Genomic DNA, 13,280 nt, shown 5'->3' on the forward strand with positions numbered 1-13,280 from the left:
CCATTGAACTACATTATGCAAGCTTTTATTTTAAAATTAAGATTTAATACAAAAAGCAGGCCCCGATCACTCCGGGAACCTGCTTTTATAGTTAGAAGAATTACGTTACTTCGCTAATACTGTATTACATTTGTATCACTGCTTCTTAAACCAGTTTCATTCTTTTTGGTGGATTCACCAAATCTTTGTGCTCGTATTCATCCTTGATATCTCCGACAATCTCTTCAAGGATATCCTCCATCGTAACCATACCTACCGTAGCACCTGCCTCGTTTTTAACGGTTGCAATGTGTACACGGCTCTGCTGCATCTGGATCAGTACATCCTTGATTGGAGAACGCTCGGAGAAACTCGGCGTATTGTGAACAAATGTCTCCATATTGAAGTCTCTGCCCGCTGCTACACTCGTCAGCATTTCTTTCGTGTTAATGAAGCCAACAAAATGAGCCTGATCCCCATTTGCAATAACAGGGTATCTCGTGTATTCGTGTCGATTCAGCGTTTCAATGATCTGATCAATCGGCATTTCCTTATTCAAAGTAACAATTTTATCTCGTGGAATCATAATCTCCTGAAGCAGACGCTCATCAAAAGCAAAAATGTTTTTGAGATAGTCCAGCTCCGTCTGGTTGATCTCACCGCTCTCAAAGCTCTGTGCCATAATCAGCTTCAACTCTTCTTCGGAGTGAACGCTATCATGACCGGCAGGTTTTACACCAAATATGCCAAGCAACAGACGAGCAGCTCCATTCAGCGCGTAGATGAATGGATTCATGATTTTACCGAACCAGTACAGTGGCGGTGCCAGCAGCAGCGTCATTCTCTCTGCAAACTGAATCGCCAGTGTTTTCGGTGCCAATTCACCAATAACCACGTGCAGGAACGTAATGATCGCCAGAGCAATACCGTAGGAAAGCACGGTAGACAACGCCGCCGGTACTTCCAATCGCTCAAACAGCGGATGCAACATTTTCTCAACGGTAGGTTCACCCAAGGCTCCTAATACCAGCGCCGTGATGGTAATCCCCAATTGACATGCCGACAGATAATAATCCAGGTTGTGCGCCACTTTTTTGGCCAGTACTGCCTTTTTGTTGCCTTCCGAGATCAATTGATCGATTCGGGACATCCGTACTTTAAGAATTGCAAATTCGGCTCCAACGAAAAAGGCTGTCAGACCTATAAATACGGCTACTAAAAATAAATTCAAGGCTATTATTCCGTCCAATGATTTCCCTCAGGTTTGAGGGATTCACCTCCATTAAAATTTAAAATAAGGTTGCACGAGTGACGTTCCGGTGATGGATCGTTCTTCCGATCGCCATTGCCTCCAAATTTTCCTGATTGTTGTTTTCAAAGGTTTAAAATTGGTTTGCAAACGCGAACGCTACGCTTCTTCAGAATCGATTCCGTCCCCTACACTGTTACGTTGCCAAAACGTTTTAATCTGAGGGCAGTAGCCAAATAGGCAGTCAAACCCTAGATTACAGTCATGATCCAACCAACCAACATCACGCCAGATCGCTAGTAGCTTCCTCAACCTGCGCGCCGTTTACCCGCTCCAGAAGAACTTGTTTGATGTGATAATTTTCGGTATCAACAACGGTCCACACATAATCACCGTGTTCTACCGTGTCTCCTTTTTCCACACCTACACCCTTCTGGTATTGAATCCATCCAGCAACGGTATCCATCTCTTCATTACCTTCAAAGATAAGTCCGAACTGCCGCTCCACTTCATCCAAAAGTACCCGACCATTAATGAGATATTGATTCTCTCCGGTCTCCTGGATATCGGCCACCTCATCGGCATCGAATTCATCACGAATCTCACCGACCAGCTCCTCCAGGATATCCTCCATCGTAATAATTCCCGAAGTACCGCCGTATTCATCCACGACCACAGCCATGTGTACACGTTCCTGTTGCATTTTAATCATCGCATCCTGGATACTTGTAACTTCGGAAACAAATGGGATCTCACGAACGAACTCGCTTAGTTGATACGATCTTGCGGCTACCATGTCAGGCAAAATCTTTTTCACATTCACTACGCCGATGATGCGGTCCTTGTCCCCATCCTCGATGACAGGGTAACGTGAATAGTTATGTTCATCCAATATAGGAATAATATCGTCATAGGTCATATCCTGATCTAATGTCACCAGTTCCGTACGCGGCACCATGATGTCTTTGGCATCACGTTCGTCGAACACAAATACATTTTCCAGATATGAAAGCTTGGTCTTGTTGTTCTCGTCACCTTCATAACTCTGGTTCATGATGATCTTGATCTCGTCCTCCGAGTAGGCTTGATCATGTTTGGCAGGCTTTACACCGAATCCTCGCAGAAGAACACGTGAGGTTCCATTAAGCGCCCAGATGAACGGATACATGATTTTACCAAACCAGTATAGTGATGGGGCAAGCATTAATGTCAGTTTTTCTGAAAATTGAATCGCCAGCGTTTTCGGTGCCATCTCACCAACAACCACGTGCAAAAACGTGACGAGGATAAAGGCAATCGCATAGGAAGCAATTGATGAGATCGAAGCAGGTACATCTAAATAATTGAAGACCGGGTATAACAATCTCTCAACCGTCGGTTTTCCGAGCGCTCCCAGTCCTAGAGCAGTGACCGTAATACCGAGCTGACAGGCTGACAGATAATAATCAAGGTCCGAGACAACTTTTTTGGCGAGTACAGCCTTTTTATTGCCTTCGGCAACCAGTTGATCTACTCTTGATGTACGAATTTTGACTACAGCGAACTCCGATGCTACGAAAAATGCAGTCAATGCAATCAAGATAATAAGTAAAGCGATATTCAATATGGTAATTATGTCCAATGATTTCCCCGGTTCTCAGGGATTCACCTCCAGAGATAGTTACAGCGTGATCCGTTAACTACGTTAACCATTCATCCGCTGTTTGTCGTTCATCATGGCGTATGCCTTATATGAAATCGAATAATGATCATATTTGTATATGTCGTACGTGTTTGACCTTGTAAAACCAAAACAGGAATTCAAGATGAAGTCAATGACATGCAGAAACTTCTTCATTCAAATCGGGTTACCCCTCATGCTGTCAATTGTTCCTCGCTTAACTCCACCTAGATTCGCCATTTGGACAATTTACAATATCGCCTACCCAATAGATATCCACCTCCCCTCGTACTCATTCCTGTTTCCGAAAAGTATACCATGTTTCCCGCTCAACCATCCAGTTGCACGTTATGGTTTGGCACAAGCTTACAGTTTAATGTTCACAAATTAGTCTCTATGTATGTTACGTACTTTATATAATATGATTGATATTACCTCATAATGTGATATTGTTCACATGTTTAGTATAGTCCAATTTATAAAAATACTACCCCTTACTTTAGGGCATTAAACATGCCTGATTTAATCCTGTTTCGTATCTTTCCCATATTCTTTCCCGTACGGACAAGTCGGGCAGTTTGCACAAGATACAACTATATACGTAGCAAAGAGCCCGCAAGATGCAAATACCTTTCCGGTATACATCTCTACGGGCTCTTATATTCATTCTATACGAGTGCTTTGGCAGCAATATCCGTCCGCTGATGTTTACCATCAAAATGGATACGCTCCGCCTGTTGATAAGCTTTGTTTCTAGCTTCGGCAATATTCGCACCAAGGCCAACTACGCCCAGGATCCGTCCACCATTCGTAACCCAGTCTCCCGCTTCACTACGCGCTGTACCTGCGTGGAATACCACGGCGTCATCTACTTGGTCCAGTCCTTCAATCACTACGCCTTTGGCATAAGGACCCGGATAACCTCCTGAAGCAAGCACTACACATACAGCAGCTTCATCGCTCCATTCAATCTCAATGTCAGCCAGCTTGCCATGAACGGTTGCCCAGAAGATATCAAACAAGTCACTCTTCAGGCGTGGCAATACGACCTGTGTTTCCGGATCACCAAAACGTGCGTTGAACTCAATCGTTTTGGGTTTGCCATCCGGCGAGATCATCAGTCCGGCAAATAATACCCCCTGGAACGGACGTCCTTCGGACACCATTGCTTTGGCAGTTGGTTTGATGATCGTCTCCACGGCTTCTTCAATAATGGATGCAGGGATATGTGGTAATGGTGAGTATGTACCCATACCGCCTGTGTTTGGCCCCTGATCGTTGTCGAATACAGGTTTGTGATCCTGTGCCGCCGCCATCGGGCGAACCGTCTCCCCATCGACAAAAGCCAGAATGGACATTTCCTGACCTGCGAGGAATTCCTCGATGATCACTTTGGCTCCTGCTTCACCAAATACCTTCTCCACCATGATACTGCGAAGTGCCTGATCAGCCTCTTCACGCGAATAAGCTACCGTCACACCTTTGCCCGCTGCCAGTCCATCTGCCTTGATGACAACCGGAATTGCTTGCTCATTCAGGTATGCTTGAGCCTGTTCGTAGTTGTCGAATTTCTCATAGGCTGCGGTTGGAATGTTGTATTTGTGCAGCAGGTCCTTCATGAACGTTTTACTTCCTTCGATCTCTGCTGCATTACGACGGGGTCCGAATACCGGAATACCTGTCGAATCAAATGTATCCACGATCCCATCCGCAAGCGGATCATCCGGACCAATAACCACCAATCCCACTTTAAGCTCTACAGCAAGAGCCGTTAGTTTATCGAATTCATTTACCGCAATGGCATGACACTCAGCGAGCTGAGCAATACCTGCATTTCCCGGTGCACAGTGAATCTTGTCTACCTTTGGACTCTTTGCCAGCGCCCAGATGATTGCATGCTCCCGGCCACCGCCGCCTACTACCAGAATATCCATTCGCTCTGTTCCCCTCCGTGCATAACTGAATTTGTTACGCTAATGCGTGTTGAAAAACCTAAAAAAGAGGGGGTGTACCATAAGTCATAAGCATGACTGGCGACACCCCTTATTAGACCTTTTTCGTTCTAGTGTTTGAAGTGACGAACGCCTGTGAAGACCATGGCAATTCCGTATTCATTCGCTACTTTGATGGATTCTTCATCTTTGATCGAACCACCCGGTTGAATTACCGCTGTAATTCCGGCTTTTGCTGCCAGTTCCAGCGTATCACCCATTGGGAAGAACGCATCGGATGCCAGAATAGCACCTTTTGCTTGCTCGCCCGCTTGCTCAATCGCAATTTTGGCTGCACCCACACGATTCATTTGTCCAGCGCCCACACCCACCGTCATATCATTCGCAGCAAGTACAATCGCATTGGATTTCACGTGTTTAACTACTTTCCAGCCAAACAACAGCTGTTTCAGTTCTTCTTCCGATGGTGCACGATCCGTTACCACGTTCAGTTCGCTCGCTTCAATGGAGTGTACATCGGACTGTTGCACGATCATACCGCCGTCGATAGACGTTACCACGAATTGGCTCTCCCGTTTACGAGCAGCATTCAACTCACCCGTTTTGAGCAAACGAATGTTTTTCTTCTTCGTCAGGATATCGAGAGCTTCTTGCGTAAAGTCAGGAGCAAGTACGATTTCCAGGAAAATCTCGCTCAATTTGCCTGCTGTATCGCTGTCGATAATGCGGTTCGCTGCCACAATGCCACCAAAGATAGACGTTGGATCTGCAGCATATGCCTTGCTGTAAGCTTCATAGATACTTGCGCCAATACCTACGCCGCATGGGTTCATATGTTTAACCGCGACAACCGCCGGTTCTTCAAATTCTTTGACAATCTGCAATGCTGCGTTCGCATCGTTGATGTTATTGTAAGACAACTCTTTGCCATGCAATTGCTCGGCTGTTGTCAACGTATCTTGAGCAGCCAGCGGTTTGCGGTAGAATGCCGCCTGCTGGTGAGGATTTTCGCCGTAACGCAAATCCTGGAGTTTTTCGTAAGTAACCGTCAGACGCTCTGGCAGTGGATCGCCATTTAGGTTAGAGAGATAGTCAGAAATAACTGCATCGTAAGCCGCTGTATGGCGGAACACTTTTGCCGCAAGCCGTTTGCGTGTTTCGAGGGTGGTATCGCCATTACTGCGAACTTCTTCAAGCACCTTGCCATAATCTGCTGTGTCAACAACGACACTAACAAAAGTATGGTTTTTGGCAGCAGAACGAAGCATGGTTGGACCACCGATATCGATGTTCTCAATCGCGTCTTCGTACGTAACATCCGGTTTGGCGATAGTATCTTGGAAGGGGTAGAGGTTTACGACAACGAGGTCAATATAACCCAATCCGTTCTCTTCCATCTGGCGCTTATGCTCTTCGCTGTCACGAACAGCCAGCAACCCACCATGAACTGCCGGGTGCAATGTTTTAACACGTCCGTCCATGATTTCCGGGAACCCGGTCACATCCGAAATTCCGATGACAGGTACGCCTTCCTTCGACAACAGGCTGCTTGTACCTCCTGTCGAAATAATCTCCACACCCATTTGCGACAGCTCGCGGCAAAAGTCCACGATGCCTGTTTTATCCCATACGCTGACCAGCGCTCTTTTGATACTCACAATATGCTCCTCCTTTAATGTCCCATGGCTTCGCGTTTCCTGACGAAACACAGCCGATTTATTTCCCGAGAAATATCACAAAATGCGTACCAATATTCGACTTCTGTTATACAGTTGATAAATAGATTTTCACACTAAAACACTACGAGTCCAGAATAATCTTCCGATCGCTGTTATTCCAAGATTTTTTTGAACAATTTCTCAATGGGTAAAAATCAAGTAATAGCCTATGCTTCCGAAGCAGCTTTCTTTCAGAAAGCTTTTAGGCGAGCGCTCCGCTTCTCCAGCTTATTTCTGTCCTTTCCGTTAATGTGTAAAAAAATTTCAACTTATATTAAACCGGTTTGTTAACAGTAACGTGACGTCCGTCTAACTGAACCAGACCTTGCGCGAACCAGGAAACAACTTCGGGGTATAACTGCTGTTCGGCCGCATGAATGGAACGGCTGATTGACTCGGGCGTATCCTCTGGCAATATAGGAACGGGATGCTGGGCAATAATCGGTCCGGTATCCATGCCTCCGTCCACAAAGTGCACGGTCACACCCGTAACTTTCACACCGTATTCCAATGCCTGTCCAATCGCATCCTTGCCTGCAAATGCCGGTAGCAAGGACGGATGAATGTTAATCAACCGCCCTGCGTAATGATCCACCACAACAGAAGTCAGCAGTCTCATATATCCGGCAAGAACGACCAAGTCGATCTTTTTGGATTCAAGCACTTCCACGATCTCTGCCTCATAGGCTTCACGGGAAGCATAATTTTTCGGAGTAAACAGATGACAGTCCACGCCTGCGTCCTGTGCCCGCTGCACAACGCGTGCAGCCGGTTTATCACACACGAGCAGATCTACGGATACATCCAGCCCACCGTTTCGTACTGCATCAACCAATGACTGAAAGTTAGACCCTTCACCCGAGGCAAATACAGCTATGCGGTAGTTCGCCATTAAACATCCGCTCCCGTGAGGGTTACTCGCGCATCTCCTTCAGTAACACGGCCAATGATGTACGCTTCTTCACCAGAAGTTTTCAGTTGTTGCAGTGCTTCCGTTGCATCTGCTTCATTAACGACCAGTACAAGCCCAACACCCATGTTAAATGTGGTGAACATGTCACGGTTCGAGACAGCTCCTTTTTCCTGTAACAGGTTGAAGATTGGCAGGATCGGCCAAGAGCCGTAGTCAATATCCACATTCACGTTGCTCGGCAACATACGTGGGATATTCTCAATGAAGCCACCACCTGTAATGTGAGCCATGCCTTTTACTTTTACCTTTTCCAGCAGGGACAACAGGGGTTTAACATAGATCTTCGTAGGTTCCAGCAGGGAATCACCCAACTTGCCGCCCAGTTCCGCTACTTCATCATGCAGATCAAGACCCGCATCTTCCAACAAAAGTCTGCGTACCAGCGAGAATCCGTTACTATGCACACCGCTGGAAGCCAGGCCAATCACTGTGTCGCCAGGGGCGATCGTTGTACCGTTGATGATCTTCGCTTTGTCCACGATACCCACTGTGAATCCGGCAATATCGTATTCGCCTTCACTGTACATGCCCGGCATCTCCGCCGTCTCGCCACCGATCAGCGCACAACCAGACTGATGACAGCCTTCAGCGATACCCGCAACAATAGCTTCGATCTTCTCAGGAATGACTTTGTCACATGCCAGATAGTCAAGGAAGAAAAGTGGTTCTGCACCCTGTACCACAATGTCGTTCACACACATCGCTACCGCGTCGATTCCGATGGTATCGTGACGGTCCATGGCAAATGCAATTTTCAGCTTGGTGCCTACACCATCCGTACCGGATACAAGCACCGGCTCATCGTATTTATCTTTGTTCAAACCGAACAGGGCACCGAATCCACCCAGATCTGTCATCACTTCCGGACGGAAGGTACGCTTCACGTGTTTTTTCATCCGTTCAACCGCTTCATTACCTGCCGCGATATCAACGCCGGCCTTTTTATATGCTTCGGACAAGTGGAATCATCTCCTTTTTTTTCGCCCCACCTAAATCCTCCCGCCCGGGAGGACCCCATAGGACCTTGGCAGGCCCTCTGGACACCCGCCAAAAAAGCGGTGCAGAGGTGGCTAGTGTGATTTTGCTATGGTTGATTCGTGCATGATCTCGCGGGATTGTTCGCCGATTCCGTTGGCTGCAAGCCATCGGTCGGCGAACCCCGCTCAGCTACGCTGCGGGTCAAGCCCGCGGGGGCAGCTGCTTCGCCTGGCTGCCTAGCCTCTGTTGCTCCGCAAGGCGGGGCTTGAGGGCTCGGGTTATGCCCGGGGGCAGCTGCTTCGCTCGGCTGCCTGGCCCCTATTGCTCCGCAAGGTGGGGCTGAGGGCGTGGGCTAGGCCCGGGGCGGCGAGATACGTTTGTCTCGCCACATAACAGCTAGCAACTGCAGCCGAATTTTTCTTCGCCGCCAAAGTCGAGGCGGGTTGGATAATCATGATCAAAACATGCGAGACATAGTCCGCCTTTAGGATCATCCTGATTATCTCCCTGAATCGATGCAATCAGTCCATCGGGACTGAGGAACTCCAGGGAGTCCGCATTAATTTCACGGCAAATTTCTTCCACCGACAACTGTGAAGCAATTAATTCACGGCTGTCAGGCGTATCAATGCCATAGAAACACGGGTTTTTGAAAGGTGGTGATGTAATGCGCACATGAACCTCGGTAGCTCCTGCATCACGCAGCATGTTCACGATCCGACGGGAGGTTGTTCCCCGTACGATGGAGTCGTCAATCATAACCACACGTTTGCCTTCCACAACGCGACGCACAGCGCTCAACTTCATCTTCACGCCCTGCTCCCGCAATTCCTGGCTTGGCTGGATAAACGTACGTCCGGTGTATTTGTTCTTGATCATACCCATCTCATACGGAATACCTGTCTGTTCAGCATATCCAATGGCCGCCGAGATGCTGGAATCTGGTACCCCCGTAACCAAGTCCGCATCCACAAACGACTCAATCGCCATCCGGCTTCCCATCCGTTTACGGGCCGCATGCTGGTTCGTACCATTCATATCACTATCCGGACGAGCAAAATAAATATATTCCATCGCGCATAATGCCTTGCGGTGTTTGTGATGATCAAAGCGATCCTCGTGCAGACCATCTGCATCCAGCACAAGCAGTTCACCCGGTTCAATGTCACGGATTAACTCTGCGCCAATTGTTTCCAGTGCACACGTCTCAGATGCAAACAGATATGCATCTCCCAGCTTACCCATCGTCAGCGGACGAAGTCCGTGCGGATCGGAAGCAACCAGCAACTTGTCGTTGGTCATGATCAGAAACGCATAACCGCCCACAATGCGCTGGAACGCCTCTTTTGCCGCTTCGACAAGCCCTTTGGAAGATCGTGCAATCAGATGCGCGATGACCTCGGTATCACTCGTTGTTTGGAAAATGGACCCGCTCTGTTCCAGCTCGCGCCGGATCGTTGGTGCATTCACAATGTTACCGTTGGTTGCTACTGCCAAATCGCCATCACGGTATTTAAATACCAATGGTTGTGCGTTCGTCAGTTTACTGTCACCACTTGTTGAGTAACGGACATGTCCAATGGAAATATCCCCGGTCAACGTCTGCATCAGGTCTTTGGTGAACACTTCCTTCACCAGACCCATGCCGCGATGATAGTTAAACTGACTACCATCACTCACACACATGCCTGCACTTTCTTCGCCCCGATGTTGTAGCGCATGCAGTCCATAATAGGAGAGCGAAGCCGCGTCAGGGTGTCTGAACACCCCGAACACGCCGCATTCTTCCTTCAATTTGTCGAGTCCTTCCTTGCCGGACCCTTCATTATAATAATCGCCTGTCCACAACGGTCCTGTCGTCAGTTCATGAGACATGGAATCGCATCCTCCCAGACCTGAGCCAAACCTCCTACAGGTTCGCTCACGGCTGATGTTCCGTTCAATTCAATCGTCAGGTTACTTCCTTCTACACGTCCAATCACAGCTACAGGTACACCGCGCTCACGTACAAATGCTTCAAGTTTACCCGCTTGCTCTGGCGTAGCCGACAACAAGATACGGGATTGGCTCTCACTGAACAGGGCGTGATCTGCACGCAGTGCAGTCTCTACATTCACCTGTGCTCCTACGTTACCGCTGATACAAGACTCTGCGAGTGCAACAGCCAAGCCGCCTTCAGACAAGTCATGTGCCGAACGAACGAGTCCAGATTGGATCGCTTCCAGCACCGTGCTGAGCAGCGCTTTTTCCGTTTGCAAATTCAGTTCTGGTGGACGACCTTCCGTCTGACCATGAACCGCGTATTGCAGCTCGCTGCCACCCAGTTCAGCTTTTGTTTCACCGAGGAGGATGATGACATCACCTTCGGATTTGAATGCTTGTGTCGTGATATGATCCGTGTCATGAACGAGACCTACCATACCGACAACTGGCGTTGGATAGATAGAGCCTTTGGCGTTTTCGTTATACAAACTCACGTTACCACCGATAACCGGCGTATCTAACACGCGGCAAGCTTCTGCCATACCGTCTACCGCTTTTTCCATTTGCCAGAAAATATCCGGCTTCTCCGGGTTACCGAAGTTCAGGTTGTCCGTAATCGCCAGCGGCTCAGCACCGGAACATACAATGTTACGCGCTGCTTCACTTACGGCAATCCGTCCGCCAACTTCAGGATCAAGGTACACATAACGTCCATTACAGTCCGTTGTCATCGCGAGACCTTTGCGTGTGCCACGAATCGTAACTACGGCTGCATCCGAACCTGGGCGAACGGCAGTGCTTGTACGCACCATATAGTCGTATTGATCATAAATCCATTTTTTACTTGCTACTGTAGGTGATGCCAGCACTTGTTTCAGTGCTCCGCCGAGATCCGTCACTTCGTCATAACGAAGCGTGTCGATGGAAGCACTTTGCTCGTAGTAGGCAGGTACAGAAGAAGGTTTGTCATACACTGGACATTCGTCAACCAAAGCCGTTACCGGCATATCTCCGACCACTTCGCCGTGGTGGATCAATTTCAGACGACCATCATCCGTTACTTTACCAACTTTGGCACAGATTACGCCCCAACGTTCAAAGATTTCCATCGCCTGCGCCTCATCCTTCGGCTCAACAACGAACAACATCCGTTCCTGGGACTCGGACAACATCATCTCGTAAGGCGTCATGCCTTCTTCACGCTGTGGCACCTGATCCAGATACAGTTCCAGACCGTTACCCGCTTTACTTGCCATCTCTGCACTCGAACATGTCAGACCCGCAGCACCCATATCCTGAATTCCGAGCACGATGCCCGTGTCGATCAATTCCAGACAAGATTCCATCACCAGTTTCTCCATAAACGGGTCACCGACCTGAACCGCTGTCCGTTGGGACTCAGATTCTTCCGTCAGTTCAACCGATGCAAAGGTTGCTCCATGAATACCATCCCGGCCTGTTGGCGGGCCCACATAGTAAACCGGGTTACCTACACCTTTAGCTACACCGCGCTGAATCTTGTCATGATCAATCAGACCCACACACATGGCGTTAACCAGCGGATTGCCTTCATAACTCTCATCAAACATCACTTCGCCACCAACGGTAGGAATACCGATACAGTTACCGTATCCAGCAATACCCGCTACCACATGTTCGAACAAATATTTAACGCGATCACTCTCCAGCTTACCGAAACGCAGGGAGTTCAGTATTGCTACCGGTCTTGCACCCATGGAGAAAATATCACGGATAATGCCGCCCACACCTGTTGCCGCACCTTGATAAGGCTCAACTGCGGAAGGATGGTTATGGCTTTCAATTTTGAATACAACGGCCTGGTTATCACCGATATCCACGATACCGGCACCTTCACCAGGTCCCATCAGGACACGTGGTCCAGTGGTTGGGAAACGGCGCAGTAATGGCTTGGAGTTTTTATAAGCACAATGCTCGGACCACATTACACTGAACACACCAATTTCCGTGTAGTTTGGCTTACGCCCCATGAACTCACAGATCAGCGCATACTCGCTGTCAGATACGCCCATTTGTGCGTAAAGTTTATGTTCTGCGACCTGTTCTGCTGTTGGTTCCTTAGCGGATAGCTGCTGCGTCATGCCGATCCCTCCATGCTTTCAAAATAGATGTAAACATACGTTTGCCGTCTTCCGAACCAAACAGTGAATCCACTGCACGCTCTGGATGCGGCATCATGCCGACCACGTTTCCAGCCTCGTTACAGACTCCTGCAATATCACCCAGGGAACCGTTCGGGTTGGTACCATACGTAAATACGATCTGGTTGTTCGCTTGCAGACTCGCGAGCGTCTCCTCGTCGCAATAATAGTTTCCTTCACCGTGAGCAATCGGGATGATAATCTCTTCGCCCGGCACGTAGTCACGTGTAAATGGTGTATCTGCGTTTGCCACTTTCAATACCGTATCGTGACAACGGAATTTCAGGGAAGTGTTACGGATCAATGCGCCTGGAAGCAATCCCGCTTCCGTCAGGATCTGGAATCCGTTGCAAATACCTAAAATATATTTACCTTGTTCAGCAGCTTTCGCTACCTCGTTCATTACCGGTGCAAAGCGGGAAATCGCTCCGCAACGCAAGTAGTCACCATAAGAGAAACCACCCGGAACTAAAATACAATCATAAGCCGAAAGATCTGTAGCCGTGTGCCATACATAATCAACCTCTTGTCCAATCGCATCTTCCACTGCCTTGTAACAGTCGATGTCGCAGTTGGAGCCAGGGAACACAAGAACTGCAAATTTCATG

Annotated in this window: 9 protein-coding genes; all 9 read right to left on the reverse strand. The window is 48.4% G+C overall.

Translation table 11 applies throughout. The features are described 5' to 3' along the window. Positions 1-145 precede the first annotated feature (145 nt). A complete protein-coding gene (locus tag ACDJ59_RS22260; protein WP_413405865.1) occupies positions 146-1,228 on the reverse strand; it encodes a hemolysin family protein in 1,083 nt (360 codons plus the stop codon). A 283-nt stretch (positions 1,229-1,511) separates the two neighbouring features. Next, the gene (locus tag ACDJ59_RS22265; RefSeq protein ID WP_405171571.1) at positions 1,512-2,849 is read right to left on the reverse strand and encodes a hemolysin family protein; all 1,338 of its coding nucleotides are present in this window, start codon (positions 2,847-2,849) and stop codon (positions 1,512-1,514) included. Between the two features lie 707 nt (positions 2,850-3,556). Beyond that, positions 3,557-4,822: a phosphoribosylamine--glycine ligase gene (gene purD / locus ACDJ59_RS22270; protein ID WP_413405867.1), complete on the reverse strand. Its 1,266-nt coding sequence runs from the start codon at positions 4,820-4,822 to the stop codon at positions 3,557-3,559. A gap of 128 nt (positions 4,823-4,950) precedes the next feature. Continuing rightward, entirely contained in the window at positions 4,951-6,498 is a 1,548-nt protein-coding gene (gene purH / locus ACDJ59_RS22275; protein WP_413405869.1) for a bifunctional phosphoribosylaminoimidazolecarboxamide formyltransferase/IMP cyclohydrolase, read from the reverse strand. A gap of 334 nt (positions 6,499-6,832) precedes the next feature. Then, complete coding sequence (purN, locus tag ACDJ59_RS22280; protein ID WP_413405871.1) at positions 6,833-7,450, reverse strand: phosphoribosylglycinamide formyltransferase; 618 nt, start codon at positions 7,448-7,450, stop codon at positions 6,833-6,835. Then, a complete protein-coding gene (gene purM, locus ACDJ59_RS22285; RefSeq protein ID WP_413405873.1) occupies positions 7,450-8,490 on the reverse strand; it encodes a phosphoribosylformylglycinamidine cyclo-ligase in 1,041 nt (346 codons plus the stop codon). Before purM ends, purN begins: the two co-directional genes overlap by 1 nt. Before the next feature lie 415 nt (positions 8,491-8,905). Next, positions 8,906-10,384 (reverse strand): amidophosphoribosyltransferase, encoded by a 1,479-nt coding sequence (purF, locus tag ACDJ59_RS22290; RefSeq protein WP_036606069.1) that lies wholly within the window; start codon positions 10,382-10,384, stop codon positions 8,906-8,908. After that, positions 10,369-12,612 (reverse strand): phosphoribosylformylglycinamidine synthase subunit PurL, encoded by a 2,244-nt coding sequence (gene purL / locus ACDJ59_RS22295; protein WP_413405876.1) that lies wholly within the window; start codon positions 12,610-12,612, stop codon positions 10,369-10,371. Before purL ends, purF begins: the two co-directional genes overlap by 16 nt. Next, the gene (purQ, locus tag ACDJ59_RS22300; protein ID WP_339299207.1) at positions 12,590-13,279 is read right to left on the reverse strand and encodes a phosphoribosylformylglycinamidine synthase subunit PurQ; all 690 of its coding nucleotides are present in this window, start codon (positions 13,277-13,279) and stop codon (positions 12,590-12,592) included. The genes purL and purQ overlap by 23 nt, the downstream gene beginning before the upstream one ends. Between the last annotated feature and the right edge of the window lies 1 nt (position 13,280).

The organism is Paenibacillus amylolyticus, from assembly GCF_047302515.1.
Taxonomy (GTDB): Bacteria; Bacillota; Bacilli; order Paenibacillales; family Paenibacillaceae; genus Paenibacillus; species Paenibacillus amylolyticus_G.